We start from the raw sequence: 22,826 nt of genomic DNA, 5'->3' as shown, positions 1-22,826 counted from the left end.
AGCGTCTGCCTTTTTTATCTCCCCATAGGCAATTCACTGCAACTTTAATTATAACAAATGCCCGCAACTTTACAAGAGAAAGGCCGGTGCTAAACAATATAAATACTGTATACAAGACAGCAGCTTTTATGGCACGTAGTTACGGCTCCCCAGACGCCCCTTGTCCAGCCATTTCATGACCAGGATACTGCCTTCGTATAGGATCAGTACCGGCAGGGCAATCATCATCTGGGTAAAGGCGTCTCCCGTAGGCGAAATAACCGCAGCAAAGATAAAATCAAGGACGATGAAAGCTTTGCGTTTCCGCCGCAGCCCCTGGGGCGTGACCAGTCCGAGGCGGGACAGGACCAGCAGGACCAGGGGCAGTTCGAAAGCCAGTCCGAACGGCACTGTAAAAGACATAAAGAACGAGAGGTAAGCCGACAGGGAAAACATGGGCTGCAGGGAAGAACTGGCGAAATCCATAAAAAAGCGCATAGCCGGCGGCAATACGAGGGCATACGAAAAGGCCAGCCCACTGTAGAAAAGGATTACCGCAGCCGGTACTAACAGAAAGACACCCCGTCGTTCCTTTCCCGTAAGAGCCGGCCGGACGAAGCGCCACAGCTGATACGCCCACACGGGCACGGTAACCAGGAATCCCGTACAAACCGCCACCTGCAGATATGAAAAAAACACTTCCGCCGGCTGCATGAAATATAATTTCCCTGCGGGAGCTGAAATAAAGGCAATGATATCTTCTATATACGCATAGGAAGCGCCACTTGCCAGTGCCAGGGCTGCCAGGCAGTATATAAGGCGACGCCGGAATTCTGCCAGATGGCCCGTAAGCGGCAGTACCGCCTCATCGGTCTTTTCCCTGGGTTCCATCTTTTGTATCCTCCTCCGCCCCTTCCATCACATCCGACGCCGCCTTGCGGAATTCCCGTAATCCCCGTCCCAGGGCCCGTCCGATTTCCGGCAGCTTTTTCGGGCCGAATACGACCAGGGCTACGATACAGATGACCAGAGCTTCACTAAACCCTACGTTAAACATGCTTCTTTTTCCTTTCTCTTTACAGATATGTATATAAAAAAGCTCCTGCCTGAGCAGGAGTCTTTTTTATACGTAATGAATCCGGTCAGGATCGAAACGATCCTCTTTCGCCCGTTCTTCCACCGTATCGGCAGCATAGCCAACAGGAATGACCGCAAAGGCCGTAAGACCTTTCGGGATGCCGATAGCCCGGCGCACATTCAATTCCCGGGACGCATATGGCGCAACTCCGAGCCATACAGCGCCCAGGCCCAGACAGACAGCTTCCAGCAGAATATTTTCTACACAGGCACTGAGGTCCAGGTTGGCAAAGGCGCGGAAACGCATGTTGTCATCGCGGCTGCAGACGACAATTGCGGCCGGTGCCTTGGCAGCACATCCGGCATAGAGACTGCAATGGGATAAATCCTGCAATATTTTTTTATCGCGGACTACGTAAAATTCCCAGGGCTGCTGATTGCCGGCAGACGGTGCTGCCATACCGGCCCGCAGCATTTTTTCAATTTTTTCTTCTTCTACCGGCTGGGGCAAAAATTTGCGCACACTGCGCCGCGTAAAAATTTCATTCATCGACTCCACTCCCTCCAATATAGGCTCACACCTGTATTATATCATAAAAGCAGAGTTCTTCGAAACAAAAAAGTTCCCGCCGCGATGACTCCCCTTCATTTTCTTTCCTTGCTATCCGTCAGCCCCAGGATATAGTCCGCTGATACATCGTAAAACCGGGCCAATGTAATGAGGCCGCAGATAGGAAGCCGTCGTTTGCCATTTTCATACATCCCATACGCAACTTGTGTACATTTCAAAACTTTTCCTAAGTCGGCCTGAGACATGTTATTCTCCTGCCGTAACTCTTTCATGCGACGCTGATATTTCATACCGTTCACCTGCCTGTCAAAGATACAGACGAACATCGCTGTCCCCCTGTTAATGCATGGGCCTGTCCTGTCCATTATGTACGGCAACCGGTCTGCCTGTACTCGTGATGTCCGGACCTGTTACCCTAAAAATGACGATATCATTACCCTGTTGTAATGAAATACTATTCCTTTCATACCATTTCCTGTAGCACTCCCCTGTTCCCGGGCCGGATTATCTGATTGGGTTTCTGAAATGATGAGTAAGACAAGAACAAAAGGCTGGAATCAAAAGAGTCAATGAATGTTTTTTTGTCATAACCATGTATCTCCTTTACATGACGACCCAAATAATATTAACTTATTTTACAATTATGCGCGTTAATACTACTTGTAATCATACATTCATTTGCATAGAAAAATCAATAGGAGTTCTTGCAAAATTATAAACTGTTTATAATATGTTTAAATATAAATACAAAGTGATTTTATATTTTATCCCGTTCATATTTATATTATTCAATATATAAACATCGCAAAACACACGTAATTATCGCTTTAACGAAATGTTTTTATCATGAGTGACGATAAAAACAAATTATAACAAAAAGCATAAAAATAAGCGTTATTTATAGATATACAATCTAGTGTTAAAATCGTCTCTCTCTTCTTATCGCATATTAATTTATATACTACAATTATTTATTCTTTTCTCGTGCAAATTTTTCGTTTTAATTTTGTCAAAACCGACGCCCATATCACACTTCCAGAAAAATAGAACAATTCTTTCTGTATCTTTTATGTATAATAAGCATAAAAAAAGGCTGTCCCATCAAGCATGTATCTGCTTAATGGGACAGCCTTTCCTATTCTATGGTGCCGGGGGTGGGACTTGAACCCACACGGTGTTACCCGCCTGATTTTGAGTCAGGTGCGTCTGCCATTCCGCCACTCCGGCATAAAATACTGGAACAAAATTAATTATACCATACTGTATCCATACGTCAAGGGGTATTCTGCATATTTCAACCAGAAGAAACGGAGCCGCCCACGAGGACAGCTCCGTCCATACGTATTTTTCCAGTAACCTGGTCTGTATACCACAGATTCCTGTGTTAGTCGCCGCTGACCGTTTCTTTTTCTCCTTCTGCCACTGCCATTTCTTCTGCTTTGACATGAGCAAAATAAGCCTTGGTTTCGGCTACGACGACGCCCGAAAGACCGATGAGGGCGATGAGGTTCGGAATAGCCATGAGGCCGTTTACGATATCTGCCAGAATCCAGATGACATCCAGTTTGAGGAAGGCACCGCAGGCCACGAGGATGATGAATACGATGCGGTACGGCATGATTCCTTTGACGCCAACCAGATATTCCATGCAGCGTTCCCCATAGTAATTCCAGCCAAGGATAGTCGTGAAGGCAAAGAGTGTCAGTCCGACACAGAGGATTACACTGCCATAGGCCGGGAAAGCCTGCAGGAAAGCCGCATTAGTCAGAGCAGCCCCGTTGACATCACCCGTCCAGGCACCGCTGACGACGAGGACCAGCCCGGTGAGCGTACAGATAATGATCGTATCGATAAAGGTACCGGTCATGGAAATGAGTCCCTGTTCGGCCGGCCATTTCGTCTTGGCCGCAGCCGCTACGATAGGAGCACTGCCCAGGCCCGATTCATTGGAAAATACGCCGCGGGCCACGCCGTTGCGCATGGCGACGAGGACGGTAGCACCGAGGAAGCCGCCGGCAGCAGCCGTCGGAGTAAAGGCATCGTGAATGATTTCATAGACAGCAGCCGGGATCTGTTCATAAAAGATAGCCAGAAAGGCAACTGTAGAAATGACATAAATGACAGCCATAGCCGGTACGATTTTTGAAGCGGCCCGGGCGATGGACTGCAGGCCGCCGATAGTAACAGCCGCTACGACGATGGTGAGGACGACTGCCGTGTATTCGACGGGGATGTCCGCCGTCAGACGGGTGATTTCTACAATGGAATTGACCTGTGCAAAGGTACCAATGCCAAAGAAGGCGACGAGAACACCAAAGAAGGCGAACAGGACAGCCAGCGGCTTATATTTCTTTCCCAGACCGTTTTCGATGTAGTACATCGGCCCGCCGGCTATTTCCCCATTTTTATCAACCGTGCGGTAGCGGACAGCCAGACAGCCTTCGGCGTATTTTGTCGCCATGCCGACGAAGGCAGCCATCCACATCCAGAAGATGGCCCCCGGCCCGCCGGCATGTACAGCCGTTGCGACGCCGACGATGTTGCCTGTACCGACCGTCGCAGCCAGAGCCGTGCAAAGCGCTTTGAAACTATCGATATCTCCTTCCCCCTGATTTTTCGCCGTAAATATCAGTTTCAAAGCCCGCGGCAGACGGAAAACCTGTAATAACCGGAGCCGGAAGGTCAGCATGATGCCTGTGCCGATCAGCAAAATCAGTAACGGCGGCCCCCAGATAAAACTGTCAATCGCATTCAATGTTTCTAAACTCATGACTCTCTCCCTTTCTCTATCCCATGGTATGGCAACGAATAAAAAGAAAAATGATAACAAAAAAAGCCTGTCTCCATCATGTCTCCGGAGACAGGCCAAAACAAACGCACAAATACGCGATCTGCGCTTTTTACAGCCTCTGTCCTTTTGCCTGAGAGATAAGGAAATGACTTCCGTGCACCTTCGGCGCCCAAGAGGGACTCTCCAGAGTCGTGTCTGCATACGGTCCCATCCGGATACGGATACCTGAGAGTTTAACTCCTTCGGTAGGCCTCTGCCTTCTCCCGCATGCTTCATCCACGCAATATGTATGATGTATTTGTTATTATAACCACTTCTTTTACAAAATGCAAGCCCTGTATGGAAATTTGTCCATACAGGGCTTGCATTTTGTACCATGTATACATGACTTTATCAAATATATTGCCGTACAAGTTCCATTGCCCGGTCTGCCGTCTGCTGCCATTTTAGCGGGGTCAGGGCGATATGGCCGTTGCGGATGCAGGCAACGTCGCTGTCTTCCGGCGCCGTCGTAAGATCGAGATCCCCGACTATCTTGTAGCAGAGGCTGCCATCAATGTCCCGTTTTTCGGCGATGACGTTGTGGTAAATCTGCACTGTCTGGGGAACGACGCAGGCGTTCTTCAGGGATATCTCCCCTTCCCGCGGTATGTTGACGTTCAGTATGCCCGGGAATTTACCACAGACAAAGACCTGTTCCACCAGGGCTTTTACCAGGCGCGCAGTTTCCCGGCAGCGGTCTTCCGTCATCGTTCCCATGGAAACAGCCATCGCCGGTACCTGATAATACGGTCCCTCCATAGCCGCCGATACGGTTCCCGAATAGAGAACGTCACTGCCCAGATTATAGCCATCATTGATTCCGGAAATAATGAGGTCCGGCCGGTCATCGCGGAGGAAATATTCCATAGCCATTTTGACACAGTCTACAGGCGTACCGGAAACGGATATTTCCCGTACCTGGTCCGTCGCACCGGGATGTTCATGGCAATACAGCGTGCGGTTGATGGTCATGGAATGGGAAGCGGCGCTGCGCTGCCCTGCCGGAGCCACGACGGTGACCTTCCGGGCATAGTCCATCATTTCTTCTTTCAGGATCTGCAGACCCTGTGCCTGCAGTCCGTCATCATTGGTAAGTAATATATGCATAGATTCTCCTATTCTTTATTCTGCTTGCGCAACAGAGCGGCGTTATCATAGGAAACGGCTCTCGTATGCAGGGTATGGCTCCATTCCATCTTATGACGGTCTTTGAATCCCAGGAAATTGACGGGAATCCAGCTGTACATAAAGAGGGGATAGACGATGAGGTACAGCCACGATTTAGGCGGCACTTTAATCTGCAGCAGCACGATGACTGGTATGAGATATTGTCCGATACCGAGGACAGTCCATATCTGGACGGGGATCAGCTGGTTGAGGATATTGGTATACAGCGGAATATAGGAATTGACCATGGCAATGCCCGCATAGATGGTGGACATCATCATGAAGAACGGCTGCGACAGGGTGATGATGCCGTCGAGCATGCGGATATTGCCCGTCTTTATGCCTCTGGCAAAGAGCTTGGGAATAAACCGTTCGCCGCAGTCACACTGCCCCTGGGCCCAGCGTTTGCGCTGCCGGCAGGACTGCATGAATCCCAGTGCCTTTTCATCATAGATGATAGCGTCGTGGGCCCAGCAGGTACGCACTCCTTCGAGGAGGACCTTCATGGAAAATTCCATATCTTCCGTCAGGCAGTCACAGCCCCAGCCATACTTGCGTACGATGTCCGTGGCGATGCACATGCCCGTGCCGCCCAGAGCCGTCGAAAGGCCGATATTATACTTGGCCAGATGCCACATGTGGTTGATGAGCCAGAAGGCAATGGAAAAGGTACCGGCAATCCACGTATCGGTCGGATTTTTGGAATCCATATAGCCCTGGATGACCTGTTCGCCCTTGCAAAGATGGTTGTTCATTTCCCGGAGGAATTCCGGATGGACCAGATTGTCGGCATCAAAGACGACAAAGGCGTCATACTGTTTTTCCTGGGCCAGCATCTGGGAGAACATCCAGTCCATGGCATAGCCCTTGCCGACGTGCTCCTTATTGGTGCGCACGCGGACAAAGGCCCCGTGGGCCCGGCAGACATCGGCTGTCTTGTCCGTGCAGTTGTCGGCTACGACATAGACATCGTACATGTCTTTGGGGTAATTCAGTTCCTTCAGATTGTCGATGAGGTTGCCTACGACCCGTTCTTCATTATGGGCGCAGATGACTGCCGCAAAGGTATGTTTGGGTGGCATCATCACCCGGTCCCGTTTCTTCATGAGACCGAAGCAGGCCAGGATAAAATAGTACAGCGAATAAAATACGATGATTACTTGTATGGGTATCATGATGATATCCAAAAGATGTTCCATACACGACTCTCCCTAACGAACTCAGTGAGAAGCAGCGGCATTCATGGCCGTATTGACCAGACCAAAAATGATGTACAGGAAGAATGGCATGATGAGGACCAGATGCCAGTCTACCAGCCAGAGGACCAGGGCACCGCAGAGTACGGCAATCGCCAGGGCCGATTTGTGAAGCACATCGGGGCTGGCGCCCTTGAAATCGGGATTATGGACTTTGCTGACCAGGTGATAGCCGAGGGCCAGGGTCAGGATGGCGATGATCCAGGCCGGCAGATGGACGCCCGACAGGACATAGGTCGCCACGATACATCCGCCGTTCGGGATGGGCATACCCTGGAAATAGCCGTGGATGACCGTCGTATTCAGATTGAAACGGGCCAGGCGCAGGCCACCAAAGCAGGCATAGAGGACAGGCGGGACCATGCCAATCCAGCCCAGTTCATGAAGTGAATAGGAATAAATCAGAAATCCCGTTGCCGCGCCAAAGGAAACGCAGTCCGACAGGGAATCCAGTTCCTTACCGAATTCGCCCTGCACCCCCAGGGCCCGGGCCGTCCGCCCGTCGAGGGCATCACATACCATAGCCAGCAGGATGCACACAGCGCCCCATGTCAGATAACCCTGGGACGTAAGCATGATGCTCAGGACGCCAAATCCCAGATTGCCTGAGGTAAACAGGCAGGGAATTACTTTTTTCATTCTTGAATCCTCCCTATGATAGTTTCTCCGCCACGGACCTTCTGGCCTTTCGTGACGTATATATCGACGTTATCCTGTACAAATACTTCGATGCAGGAACCAAACTTAATCATACCGTACAGCTGGCCGTGCTGCAGCTCATCTCCCAGCGTCACCCAGGAAACGACACGCCGGGCCAGTACGCCGGCGATGAGCGTCACGAGGATATTGGTGCGCTTGTTTTCAATGCCCAGGGAATATCGTTCGTTTTCATAGCCTACGCCCTTTTCATAGGCCGGGCGGAAGCGGCCGCACGTATACTGCTGGAATTTGATGATTCCCGAAAGAGGCGTGCGGTTGATATGGGCATCGAAGATAGACAGGAATATAGTGATTTTCCGACATTTCTGATTGAGATACAAATCCTCAAACGTTTCTTCTACCGAAACAACCGTCCCGTCGGCTGGCGACACGAGAGCCAGCTCATCATCGGGGATATGGCGTGGTGGATTACGGAAAAAATAGGCAAAATACAAGGCAAGTACACCCGGCAGTACGGCCGCATAGGGATTGAGGAAACGCCATGCCAGGACAGCCAGCAGGGCCGGTACCAGAATGAATACGTAGCCATCTTCTATGATAAGCGGTTTTTTCACGTCACCACGGCTCCTTTCACATACGGCCGCCGAATTTAACGGCAGCCATAAAGCGGGGCAGCGCCAGCATACGCCGGAAGCGGCTCGGTTCTTTGCACAGGCGGTACAGCCATTCCAACCGGTTCTGCTGCATCCATACGGGGGCCCGGCCTACGCGGCCGGCCAGCACGTCAAAAGTACCGCCGACACCCATGCAGACACAGGGGCCCAGATCATATAAGTGGTCGCGGATCCATTTTTCCTGTTTGGGGACGCCGAGAGCCACCAGCAGGATCCGCGTGCCATGGCTGCGGATTTCGTCAATGATGTCTTTTTCCTCGGCAGCGCTGAAAAAGCCCGAATGGGTCCCGGCCAGATTCAGTTTTCCATAGCGCGCTTCAACATTGGCCGCCGCTTCGTCTGCTACGCCGGCCGCCGCTCCGAACAAATAGACCGGGGTCTGGCGCGCTGCCGCTTCTTTGAGCAGCAGTTCCGCCACATCACAGCCAGTAACCCGTTCCTTGAATTTCTGTCCTTTCTGCTCTGCCGCCCAGAGGACGCCGGCGCCGTCGGGAATCACCAGGTCGGCTTCCTGCAGGGCCTGTGCCAGTTCCCGGTCTTTCTGGGCCCGCATCACCATTTCCGCATTGGCCGTCGCAATCGATGCTGCACGGCCTTCGGCAATGCAACGGAACACAAAGTCTTTCGTTTCCGCCAAACTGATGTTGGCAATGGGAACGGATAATATATCGATTTTACTAGACAACTCCATCTCCGCCTTATTCTATAATAGTCTGTTCTGCCTTGAAAAGCAGAACTATGCCACATTGGCACTTTATCCTTTATTATAGCTGATTCCCCCGATTCTGTACATATTTTATACAGAAATTCCCTGACCTCTCCCATTCAGTTATTCAGCAGTTTCTGGAACGACCCGCCAAACCGCCGCTTCAGGGCCCGGATGACCGGTTCTTCTGCACCGGGTCCGTTCACAAAGGATGCCGCTTCCTCCCGCGCCTTTGCAAGGAGCGCCACGTCGCGGATGATATCGGCGGCGTGCAGATCGGGCAGGCCATGCTGGACATAGCCGAAGAGCTGGCCCGCCCCACGGAGGAGCAGGTCTTTTTCCGAAAGGACGAACCCGTCATGGATGGTCTCCATATAGTGCAGGCGCTGTCTCGTCTCTTCACTGCCTTTTTTAGCAAGGAGGATGCAGTACGCCTGCAGGCTGCCCCGGCCGACGCGTCCCCGCAGCTGATGGAGCTGGGCCAGTCCGAACCGTTCGGCACCATCGATGAGCATAATCGTCGCATTGGGTACGTTGACCCCGACTTCGATGACACTGGTCGCCACCAGGAGCTGTATCTCTCCGCGGGAGAAAGCTTCCATGACGGCTTCCTTTTCTTTCCCTGCCATCTTCCCATGGACGAGGCCGCAGCGGAACCGGGGAAAAACGGACGTCCGCAGCTGGTCATACAATGCCGTAGCCGCCTGCAGGTCTACGTTTTCCGACTCTTCCACGAGGGGGCAGACGACGTAGCACTGCTGGCCGGCTTTCATCGCCTTTTCCATGAACGCATAGATGCGCCGGCGCATGGACTCGCCGACAGCATAGGTTTTGACGACTTGTCGTCCCGGCGGCAGGTCGCGGATGGATGATACATCGAGATCGCCGTACAAAGACAGCGTCAGCGTACGGGGAATCGGCGTCGCCGTCATGTACAGCGTGTGCGGCGCCCGGCCTTTTTTCTGCAGGGCTTCCCGCTGGCGCACGCCGAAGCGGTGCTGTTCATCGGTGACGACGAGCCCCAGGGCGGCAAACTGCACGTCGTCCTGGATAAGGGCATGGGTACCGATGAGGATCTGTACAGCCCCACTCTGCAGGTCTTCCAGCAGCTGCACCCGGTCCCTGGCCCCGGTCCGTCCCGTAAGCAGGGCAATGCGCACGGGCAGGCCCTGAAAGAGGCGGCTGAATTCCTCGTAATGCTGGGATGCCAGGATTTCTGTCGGCGCCATGAGGGCTCCCTGATAGCCGTTTTCCACGATTTTGGCCAGGGCCAGGGCCGCGACGACGGTCTTGCCGGAACCGACGTCCCCCTGGACGAGGCGCTGCATGGGCACTTCGCCTTCCATGTCGTTCTGGATATCGAGGAAGGCACAGGTCTGGCCTCTGGTCAGGGCAAAAGGCAGCTGGTCAAAAAACTGCTTCAGTAAGGGGCCGTTGGGGCCGCATTTGATGCCCTGCCGCCGTCCTTCCCGCCGCCGGCGCAGGCAGAGGCCGGCCTGCATGTCAAACAATTCTTCATAGGCCAGCTGTTCCCGGGCCTTCTCCTGTTCTTCCCGGCTTTTTGGGAAATGCATCATCTCATAGGCTTCAACGAGGGGAAACCGGGAGTGGCTCGTCGGCCTGCACGGCGCCGGCAGGAGATCCTGTTCTGTCCGGGCCAGGGTCAGGGCCTGGCGCACGGCTTTTCTCACGTCAGACTGGCGCAGGCCGTCCGTCAGTCCGTAGAGCGGCATGAATCCCTGCCCCTGCGGTTCTCCGTCTTCCACATCGGGCGTATTCATCTGGCGCCTGCCATAATTCCACTCGATGCGCCCGAAGGCCGATACAGTCATGCCCGTATGAAATTGTTTTTTCTTGAACGACTGATTGAACCAGGTCATTTCTACGGCTCCCGTTTCATCGTGGAGCACGACCTTTAAAATCGTCATGCCCCGCCGGGGCCGTATTTCCTGTATGGTCCCGACGCGGCCGCACACCAGGACCGGTTCCTTCCGTTCCAGGTCCGCCCGGCCGATGGGGACGACGTGGCTCCGGTCTTCATAGTCGCGGGGGAAATACTGGAGCAGTGCGGGAATCGTCGTGACTCCCAGACGGGCAAACAGCTTCTCCCGGCGTACTCCGATACCGGGCAGCCGGCGAATTGAACTATCCATGAAAATACTCCTTGTCATTTGATTGTATTTATTGTATCATATTTTGTAGGCTTTTAATAAATAATCCTTGATTTGCCCCATATTTTATGATAAGATTTGTATGTTGTACTGCGAAAGTACTAGGAGGTGTAACCCATGGCAAATTATTGCGAAATCTGCGGTAAAGGTACCGTAACGGGCATGAATGTCAGCCATTCCCATTTAAAAACCAAAAGAACCTGGAAGCCGAACATCCAGAGAGTACGCGCTATCGTAGACGGCGAAGTCAAACGCGTAAACGTCTGCACCCGCTGCCTCCGTTCCGGCAAAGTACAGCGTGATGTATAATCCGGTATAAAAAAAGATGATTCTTCTCTGAATCATCTTTTTTTATACCCTTTTTTTGCGCTTCTATTATTTCATATCGATATTACGGGCCAATAATTCCGCCCGTTCCTCAATTCCCGGACAGCGGAGGATACTCTTCGGTTCGTTGGCCGTTTCCATGAGAGCAAAATGACCGGGCAGGATGAAATTCTTGTTGCAGTTCAGCGCCCCGATGATCTGTTCGGCCACGATATCGCCGCCGCTGTAACCGGAAACAATCAGAGCAAAGACGCGTTTTTTCGAAAAAGTCTGCCAGTCCGTCCGGAACAAGGCAGTGAGGCGGTTGAAAAAGGCCATGATGTTGGCCCCGACGGCATCGTTATAGTTGGGGCAGATGAGGACCAGCGTATCGCACTGGCGCACGGCGGGATAGACCTGTTCCACCATGATGCCGCCGTAGAAGCAGTCTCCCCGTTCGCCAAAGTGCAGGCAGGCCTCATAACTGCAGCCCCGGCAGTCCACGACCGCCCCGTTGCGCAGGGATATTTCCTCTACCCGCGACGCCGTGAGATAGCGGCGCACCATTTCCCACAACAGCAGGGTATTGCTGGTACGGCGGCTGCTGGCGTGGAGCGCCAGAACGCAGCGCCCGCATTCTGGCGGCGGTGCAAAGGATAGGAGTTTCTCCACGAGCTGGCGGACGCCTTCCTGATAGGCTCCCAGATTATCGACTCCCCGCACCCGGGCCTGTATGGTGAAATTGTACAGCGAACCCGTCGCCTCGACCAGCGGCTTTCCCGGAAAGGCGCAGCCGGAACGGTTGGCCATGAAAATCATTTCCCTGCCAATTTTCTTGGTAAACAGCTCATCGGCCCCATCGACGACGACAGCACCGCAGCAGCCTTCAAGACAGTGGACATGCTGGGAAAGGAAGGAAATCATGCGGGCGTAGGCCATATTGAGGCCGCCCCGGGCCAGATTGATGGCAAAGAGGAAGCGCAGGTCTTCGCCGCCGCTGCGCCGCGTGCACAGGGCCACAAAGGGGGCCAGACTGTCGATGACCGTATGAGGCACGTTTTGGAGGGCGTAGCGCAAAGCGCTGTCTACCCGTTCAGGATGGCCCGGTTCCTGCCATCCCATTTTGACAACATACAACATAGTACATCCCTTCTTATCGTAACTCGCACAACCTGAGGTAGGCATAGGCAATGCGGTCATACAACGCTTTGGGCAGAGACCGGTCCTCGTAGACCAGCCCTTCGTCCGTATAGCGGCTGCGGACGCCCAGGAAGGCACCCCGGTACCGGTCTCCCAGATATACCGACCCGTAATGCCAGCGTCCTTCAAGCGTCAGCAGGATGGACAGGGCCGCCGACGACAGGGCCGGTGCGATGTACGGCTTATATCCCAGATTCCGGACGACGTAGTTGGCTTCTACGACCTTTCTGGTCAGTTCCCGCGACAGAGCATCGTCATAGCCATCGATGCGGTCGGCGATGACCAGGTCTTCTCCGTGGGGGCCGAAAGCCCGTCCTTCCTTGAGGTAATGGGCCATCCGTTCATCCTGTTCTGCATAGTAACAGGCCCGGGCATTCATGACGCCGAGGCCGTAGCCCTGTATCTGCCAGGGCTGGACGCCCGATTCGTCCAAAAAGGCCGCGCACAGGGGGTCTACGGGATCGGAAACGATACAGACCAGACCGCCGTATGCCGCCTGACGGGCCAGCCCGGCAAAATGGCCGATGAGGCCTTTGTTGGCTTCCAGCTGGGCCATGCGTACGTCTCCCTTTGCCGAAAGGGGTGGTACACCCTTGCTGGCACAAAAGATGAAGACGTCGCAGTCAAAGAGCTGCTCTTCCATGACCATATATACGGGTGGCAGTACCGGCCCGTCTCCCTGGCCGGCAAAGGGATAGCGTATCTGGTTGATTTCTATTTCCAGCCGGCGCAGATTGTTTTCATTGAGGTCGCAGATGCCGATACAGGCAATATCCGCCGCGCCGAGGAGGCGCAGGCCGATGAGCATCGTCATTCCCACGTCACCCAGGGCCAGAATGTGGACGCGCGCCTTCTTCCCCGGCGTAAAGGGCCGGCCGGCAAGGGACAGCGGAGCCGCAATACCGGCCTGTCCCGGCAATTCATGGATATAATGTACTTGTTCCATACACAGTTCCCCCTTATTCTTCATCCAGTTTCCAGTATTCGCCCCAGCGCAGGCGGATGAGCCGTTCTATGTCGTTTTCTATGAACCGCGTCAGATCCATATTCTGGTCGAAGGTGACACCCACATCGATATCGGGATAGCGGGGATAGGTGACGACTTCGCCGAGACGCTTCAGGGTCAGGCGCTTTTCGTACGTTTCCTGATACACATCCTGCAGGGTCTTCATGATCAGCCGGGCGTTTTTCAGGCAGGTAAGGGAATAGAGGAAGGCCGCATCAGGGTCACTGTGCTTAATGAAAGCCGGCTTGACATAGGGCAGGATGAGATTGACCGACGGATTGCGGTCGTACCCGCTGTAATCGTGGGCATTGTCGATACTGTCGCCGCCGATGAAGGGATAGCAGTCCCGTTCGTTGAGCCAGACTTCCAGCGTCGGCAGGTAATAGGCACATTCGGCCTTGATGTGCTTTTCCGCCATCATATCCATGGCCTGACCGGTCATGACGCCGACGAGGACCTCTTTGATTTCCACCTGGTTCTTGATGAGATACGGCGTCAGCATGCGCATGCGGTGTCCCTTGTGGAGCAGGTCGTCGATGAGGATGACCGGCCGGTTGAAGGACTTAATGGTCCGGACCTGGTTTTCCACCGACGAATAGTGGTGGGTTTCGGCAATGGTAAATCCCTTGACGGCGCGGTTAAAATACTTTTCGATGTGGAGCGATTTGGTAACCGTATTGGGCACGAGGACGTCGCTCAGGGCCTTGCCGAAGGGAACAGACATATAGGGGCCGCGCCGCTTCTTCGGATCATCGACGATAGAAACGCCGTTGATGTGGGCCATCTTGGTAATGATCTTATGGTGCATGGCACTCGTATTGAACGACAGGAGCAGCTTGCCCGGATAAATGCGCCGCATGACGGCCAACAGATTGGTATGGGCCTGTTCCAGCGCCTGCAGGACCCGGGGATGCTTGTTGAAGGGGTTCTTGATAATCGTTTCCACGTCGCGGAAAATGACGATGGGATCCTTCATATTGACCGCATACAGGGGATGGGCCGATCCCGGCGGGGCGATATTAACAAACCCCTGTTTCACCAGGGCATCGAGGACGGCGTCGTTATAACCAGCCTCATCGACGGGATGGTACACGGCATAAGCGTAATCCCGGGCAATGAGTTCCGTCAGGACTTCCGTGATGATGATCTGGCCGGCATTACTAATATCCGAATCGCCGGCAATATACAAAAAACCGATGGAAGCAATACTGCCGGCCGCGTGGCGCCGGATGTGGTCCGCCGTCTGCATATCGCCGAATTCGGACAGCAGGTCCCGGCTGTGGGCATTGTGGACGGCCGCGTAGGCAATCATCTGCTTCTGCTTCCCCGCGTTATCGATATAAATCGTCCAGACCCGTTCCTTGTCGATATTGCGGTCCCGTTCGATGTAGCGGTCCACTACGTCGATGTCATACCCCAGGGCGCCGAGACGGCTGTAAATCGGCCAGAGACTTTCCGCTCCTCTGGGCCGGAAGGCGCCGATACCGATTTCCCGGGCTTCCAGGACGTGTTTGTACGCCGGTTCGCGCAGGTACAGGTTGTTATCGTAAATGAAATTCTGGGCTACGGCGTCAATGAGATTGGAAATATCCCGGTTGAGGTCGATATTTTCCCGGATACGGGTCGAGCTGATGTCTTCGTAGAATTTATCCAGGAGGAGCGGAATGACTTTGCCCGTAATGGGATAGCCGCCAGTCCCCTTCTTATTCTTCGTCTCCCGCGTTTCCCGGGCAAAGGTGATGTGGTTCACCGTATGGATGGAATCGGCCGTCGGCACGGCTTTATAGGCCGAGGCGTTTTCGATGACATCGGTTCCGACGGCGATGTACAGCTCTTTACCCGTGAAGATTTCCTTCAGGCGGCGCACGTCGGCCTCGTTGGCAATATTGACCGACACGTCGTCCGGGAAGGGATAAATATCCTCTTCATCGGCTACAGACATATTCATGATCTTGCGGCGCATGAGCCGCGGCTGGGTATGCTTGGACCAGGAAAACTCATCCAGGGCCAGATAGACATCGAAGCCCAGGTCGCGGATCCGGCAGGCCACTGCTTTGTGCCCCAGACTGAAGGGGTCAAAGGTGCCGGGATAAAAGCAGGCCTTATGATGGCGTGGGAACTGGAAGGGGCCGCAGAGGAACTGGTGACGGCTGATATAGCGGTAAATATGGTTCAGCACGGCGGCATTGCTGTAAAAATCCAGCGTCCCTTCACTATTTTCATAGAGGGTGATCAGCAATTTCTTGTACGAATGGGCAAAGAGAAAATCCGTCTGTTCCTGCGGCATGCAGGGGCTGTTAAAGACGAAACGGCCGATATCGCGGAAAGCGTCGCGGCTCCGTTCCTTGTCGTAATGGGCATAGGCCTTGATCATGATATACAGGAGATGGCGCTGCCGTTCCCTGTTCTTTTCCTCATAATTGGGAAATGACGCCATGAATTCCCGGAAATGTTCCAGAATGACGCCTATCGTACTGACCATGGACGACGCCACCTGAGTGCTGGCCGTCAGGATCTGCTGATCCAGGGTGATGACGAATTCGTCCAGTTCCTGCGGCGGCAGTTTCAGGATCATCCGTCCCAGATACTCCGGCACATATTTGGAAATCTGCAGGTCGCCGATTTCCAGCCCGTTGAAGAGTTCCACCGCCATTTCATTGCGCTGGGCGTAGGTCATGCGGCCGGCGATAGACATGAGTGCCTGGCCGGCAGCCTGGCGGACGAACAGAGATTCGCTCACTTTGAGCAGGTTGGTCAGATGCATGCACAGGTGCATGACCGTGCCGCTGTCACAGGCATCGTCGAGATAATGGATCATGAGGTCGATGTTGGCTACCTTGACGACCCAGTGGGTCCCCATTTTGAGGTCATCCAGATAGAGGCTTCCCTCTTTCTGATAAAAAGCCTCACGCTCAGACGGCAGTTCCTTGACGGTCAGCAGATCCTGCCAGAATTCCGTTTCCGGGCACAGGTGCAGCTTGTGCCGGCAGTAGAGGGCTGCGATCTGCAAGTTCGTGTCTTCCGCTCCGGCCGCTGTCGTAATGAACGAACGGGCCGTCTCCTGGAACGTTTCATCCATATAAGCGGACCCGACATCGCCCAGTGCTTTCAGGAGGATGATATACAGCTCGGTCATGTAATTCGTCCGTTCATAATATGAGCACAGGATGTCCATATAGGACGGCCGGTCCGTGACATAGCAGTCCTGAAGGACCGTGCTGACAAAGGTCCCCAGGCAGTAGCCGATCCACATGCGGTGCTGGGCCGTAAAGCGCAGCCCCGGCTTGATGATGAGCGACAGATAATGGCGGAACAGGACGAGATTGGTGATTTCCTTCTGCGGCAGGGACACTCCATCCGGCAGCTCTTTCGTATAGCGGTCGTTGAAATCGGCCACGATAGAGCCCATGAGGGCCGCTGCATCCATGCGGATATCCCCTTCCCGGTGGGACAAGAGTTCATAGAGGTATTTGAGGGTCATCATCTTCTGATGTTCCGTCATATACGTCGAATATTCCCGGAAAATACTGATATACGTACGGACATTTTTCCAGTTCCGTTCGCTCCGGGCGGCTTCGATGAGGTTGCCAAAATCACTCTCGCTGCGGAATATCGCCATGAGGCGCAGGTTGTGGTCGATGGCGGCGTATTTCAGCTCGGAGACGACATCATTTCCTTCCATGAGCACCCGTTCGCGGTGGATCCGTTCCGGCGGAAAGAGCGGCGCCTGGGAGAACTCCTCCGGCAGGTCCGTAATGACGCCCCGTTCTTTCATAAACTCTTCAAAGTCTGCCAGTTTGGCATAGACTTTCTGGTAGCGCTGCTTCTTCTTATCATCGACATTGTCGAGTTTGCCCAGGATGACGTCGAAGGCCTGGGCCAGAGTATAGAAATGGACGATTTCCCGGCCTTTTTCGTCCCGGCTGCTCTTGACGCGGAAATCGGCATAGATGAGCAGCAGCGACTCGGCAGACAGGTTTTCCAGTTCCAGATCCCATACGGAATGATTGGCTGCAATATGGCCGATAGCCGGCAGTTCAAAGCGGCTGCAGCACAGTCCCGTGTAGAAATAATGCAGGTACGGGACGCGCCGCTCTTCCTGCTTGCGGCAGCCGTATTTCCCGATATCATGGCAGGCAGCGGCCCCGGAAATAAGCCCCAGGTCTACGGGCACATCGCACTGGCGCAGCTGGCGGGCCATGTACATGGCGACATAGTGGACACCGCCGATATGGCCCAGCGTATTAAAAGGCGTAATGTCGATGCCGATGCGCATGAATTCATAGATATAATGGTCCCATATGAGCTCTTTCATATGGAGGTATTCCGGGATAAATCCGTTGGCCCGGATTTCATCCTCCGACAGGAGCTCCATATCCTTCGTCGGGTCGAAGGGCAGGGTATACCGTTCATACTGGTACAGGCCGCGCAGGATCTGCAGCAGCAGGATCCGTCCGATGCGGTAGGGCGGCGCATCGTCCAGTGCGGCGGTCATGGCCGGCTCGTCCCAGGCTGCCGTATTTTCCGGAAACAGCCGGGCCAGAATGGAATAATAGCAGTACGACAGCCAGCCGCCTTCGGGCACGGCGGCAAAGACATCCAGATGCTTTGCCAGGCAGGACGCGACGGCCGGTGCATAAAACCGGCCGTTCCCATCTGCTGTACGGGCCAGATCCTCTGCAATGGGTGCCAGCATCGCCGGCCGGCGCAGGTTCCCGAGCAGCTCCGACTGGAACAGGGGCTGCCGGGCAAAGGATGGGTCATTCAGGGCATGACGCAGTGCATCCTGGATAGTAAGGGAGTTTCCACGATTCATACGATTTCCTCCTCATACGCAAAAAGACGCCGAAACGGCGTCTTTTACTATACATTACTCATCGTACAGTTCACGATTGCGTTTGACAATATCCATCACGAGGTTTGCCGTTTCTTCAATAGCTTTGGATGACACATCGATGACCGGGCAATGAAGACGGCGCATGACGCCGCGGGCATAAGTCAGTTCTTCATTGATGCGGTCGATATTGGCATAACTGGCATTGGAATCCAGCCCCATACTGCGGAGCCGTTCGCTGCGGATAAAGTTCAGTTTAAAGGGGTCGATGATGAGACCTACGATTTTCCGGGCCGGAATCTGGAACAATTCCGGCGGCAGGGCCACTTCCGGTACCAGCGGCAGATTGGCCGCCTTGATGCGCTTGTGGGCCAGGTACATGGAAAGAGGCGTCTTGGACGTGCGGGACACGCCGACGATGACGATATCGGCCTTCAAAAAGCCAATAGGATTCTTGCCGTCATCGTACTTGACGGCGAATTCGATGGCTTCGACCCGTTTGAAATACTCTTCATCGAGGCGGTGGATCATGCCGGCCTTCATGGTCGGTTCGGTCGTCGCGATATTTCCGATGCCATCCATCATCGGTCCGATGATATCGACGACCGTCACATCCGAATTTTTAGTCAGCGTCTTGAGCTTGCGCCGCAGGACCGGTGAAATAATCGTATAACAGATCATGGCGTGATCTGCTTCCGCCTTTTTTACAATATCTTCAATCTGCTGTTCCGAACGGATATAGGGAACGCGGATGATGTTAAATTCTTCCTGATTATACTGGCTGGCAGCGGCACGGGCTACGCGTTCCGCCGTTTCTCCCAGTGAATCCGAGCAGGCATAGACAATCGGTCTGGCCACTTATGATCTCCTCCCCAAGCCACATTCTACAAAGAGACGGGTAATATTAGTTTTCGAAATACGTCCGACAATCTGGAGTTCTTTCCGGTCTTCTTCATCGCGGTCCAGGACATGGACGACAGGCAGACAGTCCACTTCATATTCCATGAGCCGCTGTGCCGCTACCAGAGCCTGCTCCTGCGGTTCCACGTAAATGAGCTTGCTCGACGGCGTCATGACCATGCGCACCGGCAGGGCTTTCAGGTCATTATTGCCCAGCGCCGTTTTCAGAAGGTCTTTCCGTGAGACGACACCTGCCAGAATATTGTCCGTCCCTACAAACACCGTCCCCACGTCTTCCGTGAACATGGCAATGACCGCATCATAGGCGCTCGTATGCTCGCCCACGATCACTGGCTGGGACAGACAGGACTCGACGCGGATATTGGTAATAATCCGTGCCAGCAGATCCTTTTCCTTATTACCCGTAAAAAAGTAACCCAGTTTCGGACGCGCATCAATCAATCCCAACATAGTAAGTATTGCCAGGTCCGATCGCAGTGCCGCCCGCGTCACGTGGAGCTGTGCGGCAATATGCTGGCCCGTAATCGGGCTCTGTTCTTTTACGATATTTAAAATAGTTTCCTGGCGTTCCGATAACATGTCCTCTCTTCACCTCCTGCTCCATGGCAGTCTATAAGTATACACCAATAATTATATACTATCTGTATAGGATATACAATAGGAACAAATAGAAAATATAAAAAGGCGGCCCTTATGAGTAGTTTACACTTTTAGGGCCGCCCCGGTCAGGAACGTATTACCATGTATAATCTTCTGTATCAGCACGGCCCTTGCCAGTCAGGGAATCCATGAGGATCCGCTGTTCAATCTGGGCCACATTCTTTTTCGTCGCAATGACAGCATCGGGGTTGACCGATACAGAATCGATGCCGCTCTTGACGAGGAATTCCGTGAAATCAGGATATACGCTCGGTGCCTGGCCGCAGATAGAAACGGTCTTGCCGTCTTTATGAGCGACACTGATGAGATGGCGGATAGCCCGTTTGACAGCCAGATTGCGTTCATCGAAGAGAGGCGCAACGGTGTCATTGTCGCGGTCGCAGCCCATGATCAGCATGGTCAGGTCGTTGGACCCGATGGAATAGCCATCGACGAACTTGTTGAACTGGTCGGCGAGGATGATGTTGGACGGGATTTCTGCCATGAGCCATACCTTGAAGTCCGGTCCACGGTGCAGGCCTTCCTGAGCCATGAGGTTGACGATTTTTTCCATTTCATCGACACGGCGGCAGAAGGGAATCATGACATTGAGATTCTTGAAGCCGAATTCTTCACGGACTTTGCGTACAGCCTTGATTTCCAGCTTGAAGGCTTCAATGTATTTCGGGTCGTAGTAGCGGGACGCACCGCGCCAGCCGAGGAGGGCGCTGCTTTCCTGCGGTTCGTATTTATCGCCGCCTTTAAGATTGCGGTATTCGCTCGATTTGAAATCGCTGAAGCGCAGCGTAACCGGCCGCGGAGCCAGGGCCTGGCAGACTTTGCGCATGCCGTCGGCCAGCTGGTCAACAACGCGTTCGGGATGACCGGTTTCAATGAGGTATAAGGGGTGTTCGTGGATGAAGGTCGTCCAGATGAATTCTTCCCGCATGAGACCGATGCCGTCGCAGGGGAGAACGCCGTATTTTTCAGCCAGATCGGGGTTACCCAGATTCATATAAATCTTCGTTCCCGTGATCGGAGCCGTTTCAGCAACGACCGTAGCAGCCGTGGCAGCCGGTGCAGCAGCCGGTTTGACGATGTCTTCTACGATGCCTTCATAGACGATACCATTCGTCGCATCGACGGTGATATCCTGTCCGTCCTGAATGGTCGTCGTAGCTTCCTGACTGCGGCTCTTGGTGCCGACGATGCAGGGGATGCCCAGTTCGCGGCTGACGATAGAAGCATGGCAGGTCATGCCGCCGGCATCAGTGACGATGGCCTTGGCTTTCTTCATGGCCGGTACCCAGTCGGGAGCCGTCATGGTCGTGACCAGGATTTCTCCATCTTTGAATTCTTCGATTTTGGACGGATCGAGGATGACATGGGCTTTGCCTGCGGCATGGCCCGGGCTGGCCGGAAGGCCTTTTACAATGGTAACTCTGTCTTTCGTCATAGCTGCACTGACACCGCTTTCTGCACTGGCTGGTTTCTTTTCTTTATTCTTCTTGGACCATACGGTTTCCGGACGGGCCTGGAGGAGCCAGATCTTGTTAGTCCGTTCATCGACGCCCCATTCCATATCCATATAGCATCCGTAATGTTTTTCAATGGCTTTGGCATAACCGGCCAGTTCTTTGACCTGATCGTCCGTAATAGCCGGCTGTTTCTGCTGGTCTTCCGGTACGGCCTGTTCTTCCACATCGCCTGTATCCTTGCGGACCAGTTTGATCGGTTTCGTATTGATCATCTTGGAAATGATGGCCAGGTCGTCTTTGCGTACGCGGAAATTATCGGGCGTAACCGTACCCTGTACGACGTATTCGCCCAGGCCCCAGGCTCCTTCGATGGTGATGGTCGAATCATCACCGGTCACCAGATCGACGGTGAACATGACGCCGGCCGCCTTGGAGAATACCATCATCTGTACGGCAGCACTCAGGGCGACGGAAAGGTGGTCAAATCCCTGTTTCGTACGATAGTAAGTAGCACGGTCCGTAAAGGTAGAAGCATAGCATTCTTTAACTTTCTGGATGACCATATCGGCACCCTTTACGTTGAGGTAGGTATCCTGCTGGCCGGCAAAGCTGGCATCGGGCAGATCTTCTGCCGTAGCGCTGGAACGGACGGCTACGAAGGGATCGGTTTCGCCCATTTTGCGGCCCAGTTCTTCATAGCTGCTGCGGATGGAGCCTGCCAGGTCTTGCGGCATATCGGCATCGCAGATGGCTTTGCGGATAGAAGCAGTGACATCGCGGAGCTGTACCGGATCTTCTACGTCCGTCAGGCCTTTGAGCAGTTCCTTAATCGTCACATCCAGACCCGTAGCATGCATGAAATGACGGTATCCTTCTGCCGTCGTCGCAAATCCATAGGGTACGGGGACCTTGGTCTGGGAAGTCAGTTCGCCCAAAGACGACGACTTGCCGCCGACCAGTGCCACATCGGCACGGCGCAATTCATCAAACCATAATACAAATGCTTTATCTCTGTCCATGTTCCTACCTCCTGAAGCGTGCAAATCATATATGCTAATTTTTAGTGATTTCTCATTTATAGTACATTATTTACTTGTGAATGTCAACAGATTTATGGTATTTAGTATATTTTTTGATATATAAGATATTCTACTTATCATTGTTCTCCTGGAATAATACAATAATGCACCGTATATCGTTTATCCTGCTTCAGTTGTGTACACTCTATGTACACAGGCCGTCTTCCGCCCCCGTATCCCCCGGAGCCGCCAAAAATGCCCCCTTTCCTCTATTCATACCGGACAGAGGTGTGTTATAATTAGAAATTAGTAAAGTCTTATATATAATA

At 53.4% G+C, this 22,826-nt stretch carries 18 protein-coding genes, 1 tRNA gene and 2 riboswitches; of the genes, 1 reads left to right on the top strand and 18 read right to left on the bottom strand.

The window, feature by feature from the left end; all coding sequences use genetic code 11:
• Positions 1–126: 126 nt before the first annotated feature.
• The 12 genes from tatC to recG form a co-directional block, all read right to left on the bottom strand.
• Positions 127–870 (bottom strand): twin-arginine translocase subunit TatC, encoded by a 744-nt coding sequence (gene tatC / locus B2U90_RS08620; protein ID WP_059076671.1) that lies wholly within the window; start codon positions 868–870, stop codon positions 127–129.
• The gene (locus B2U90_RS08615; RefSeq protein ID WP_059076670.1) at positions 845–1,036 is read right to left on the bottom strand and encodes a Sec-independent protein translocase subunit TatA/TatB; all 192 of its coding nucleotides are present in this window, start codon (positions 1,034–1,036) and stop codon (positions 845–847) included. Before B2U90_RS08615 ends, tatC begins: the two co-directional genes overlap by 26 nt.
• A 66-nt stretch (positions 1,037–1,102) precedes the next feature.
• The gene (locus B2U90_RS08610) at positions 1,103–1,606 is read right to left on the bottom strand and encodes a nitroreductase family protein (protein ID WP_059076669.1); all 504 of its coding nucleotides are present in this window, start codon (positions 1,604–1,606) and stop codon (positions 1,103–1,105) included.
• A gap of 95 nt (positions 1,607–1,701) precedes the next feature.
• Positions 1,702–1,917, bottom strand: a complete 216-nt coding sequence (locus tag B2U90_RS08605) for a helix-turn-helix domain-containing protein (protein ID WP_059076801.1) — start codon at positions 1,915–1,917, stop codon at positions 1,702–1,704.
• Between the two features lie 853 nt (positions 1,918–2,770).
• Positions 2,771–2,854: transfer RNA gene (locus B2U90_RS08600), tRNA-Leu, on the bottom strand.
• 157 nt (positions 2,855–3,011) lie between these two features.
• Positions 3,012–4,397: an alanine/glycine:cation symporter family protein gene (locus B2U90_RS08595; protein WP_292017595.1), complete on the bottom strand. Its 1,386-nt coding sequence runs from the start codon at positions 4,395–4,397 to the stop codon at positions 3,012–3,014.
• Positions 4,398–4,526: 129 nt separating this feature from the next.
• A riboswitch (glycine riboswitch) is annotated at positions 4,527–4,615 on the bottom strand.
• An 11-nt stretch (positions 4,616–4,626) separates the two neighbouring features.
• A riboswitch (glycine riboswitch) is annotated at positions 4,627–4,694 on the bottom strand.
• Positions 4,695–4,811: 117 nt separating this feature from the next.
• Complete coding sequence (gene surE / locus B2U90_RS08590; protein WP_292017594.1) at positions 4,812–5,567, bottom strand: 5'/3'-nucleotidase SurE; 756 nt, start codon at positions 5,565–5,567, stop codon at positions 4,812–4,814.
• 8 nt (positions 5,568–5,575) lie between these two features.
• Positions 5,576–6,826 carry a glycosyltransferase family 2 protein gene (locus tag B2U90_RS08585; RefSeq protein ID WP_059076665.1) on the bottom strand — a complete coding sequence of 417 codons (1,251 nt, stop codon included), beginning with the start codon at positions 6,824–6,826 and terminating at the stop codon, positions 5,576–5,578.
• 21 nt (positions 6,827–6,847) lie between these two features.
• Positions 6,848–7,522: a CDP-alcohol phosphatidyltransferase family protein gene (locus B2U90_RS08580; RefSeq protein ID WP_059076664.1), complete on the bottom strand. Its 675-nt coding sequence runs from the start codon at positions 7,520–7,522 to the stop codon at positions 6,848–6,850.
• Positions 7,519–8,157 (bottom strand): phosphatidylserine decarboxylase, encoded by a 639-nt coding sequence (locus B2U90_RS08575; RefSeq protein ID WP_059076663.1) that lies wholly within the window; start codon positions 8,155–8,157, stop codon positions 7,519–7,521. Before B2U90_RS08575 ends, B2U90_RS08580 begins: the two co-directional genes overlap by 4 nt.
• A gap of 16 nt (positions 8,158–8,173) precedes the next feature.
• On the bottom strand, positions 8,174–8,902 hold the full coding sequence (locus B2U90_RS08570) for a WecB/TagA/CpsF family glycosyltransferase (protein WP_059076662.1): 729 nt from the start codon (positions 8,900–8,902) through the stop codon (positions 8,174–8,176).
• A gap of 140 nt (positions 8,903–9,042) precedes the next feature.
• A complete protein-coding gene (gene recG / locus B2U90_RS08565; protein ID WP_292017593.1) occupies positions 9,043–11,094 on the bottom strand; it encodes an ATP-dependent DNA helicase RecG in 2,052 nt (683 codons plus the stop codon).
• Between the two features lie 117 nt (positions 11,095–11,211).
• Between recG and rpmB the strand changes: the two genes are divergently transcribed.
• On the top strand, positions 11,212–11,403 hold the full coding sequence (gene rpmB / locus B2U90_RS08560; protein ID WP_059076660.1) for a 50S ribosomal protein L28: 192 nt from the start codon (positions 11,212–11,214) through the stop codon (positions 11,401–11,403).
• 66 nt (positions 11,404–11,469) lie between these two features.
• Here rpmB and B2U90_RS08555 read toward each other — a convergent pair whose 3' ends face one another.
• From B2U90_RS08555 to ppsA, 6 genes are all read right to left on the bottom strand, one after another.
• Positions 11,470–12,540: a flavodoxin family protein gene (locus tag B2U90_RS08555; protein ID WP_292017592.1), complete on the bottom strand. Its 1,071-nt coding sequence runs from the start codon at positions 12,538–12,540 to the stop codon at positions 11,470–11,472.
• Positions 12,541–12,553: 13 nt separating this feature from the next.
• Positions 12,554–13,546, bottom strand: a complete 993-nt coding sequence (locus B2U90_RS08550) for a lactate dehydrogenase (RefSeq protein WP_292017591.1) — start codon at positions 13,544–13,546, stop codon at positions 12,554–12,556.
• 13 nt (positions 13,547–13,559) lie between these two features.
• Complete coding sequence (locus B2U90_RS08545; protein WP_292017590.1) at positions 13,560–18,422, bottom strand: phosphohydrolase; 4,863 nt, start codon at positions 18,420–18,422, stop codon at positions 13,560–13,562.
• A 54-nt stretch (positions 18,423–18,476) separates the two neighbouring features.
• Positions 18,477–19,298: a pyruvate, water dikinase regulatory protein gene (locus B2U90_RS08540; RefSeq protein WP_059076656.1), complete on the bottom strand. Its 822-nt coding sequence runs from the start codon at positions 19,296–19,298 to the stop codon at positions 18,477–18,479.
• Positions 19,299–19,940 (bottom strand): helix-turn-helix transcriptional regulator, encoded by a 642-nt coding sequence (locus B2U90_RS08535; protein WP_059076655.1) that lies wholly within the window; start codon positions 19,938–19,940, stop codon positions 19,299–19,301.
• 157 nt (positions 19,941–20,097) lie between these two features.
• Positions 20,098–22,497, bottom strand: a complete 2,400-nt coding sequence (gene ppsA / locus B2U90_RS08530; RefSeq protein ID WP_292017589.1) for a phosphoenolpyruvate synthase — start codon at positions 22,495–22,497, stop codon at positions 20,098–20,100.
• Between the last annotated feature and the right edge of the window lie 329 nt (positions 22,498–22,826).

The organism is Megasphaera sp. UBA4233 (assembly GCF_002395615.1).
In the GTDB taxonomy this organism is placed as follows: Bacteria; Bacillota; Negativicutes; order Veillonellales; family Megasphaeraceae; genus Megasphaera; species Megasphaera hexanoica.
This window is presented reverse-complemented; position numbering and strand designations above follow the sequence as displayed.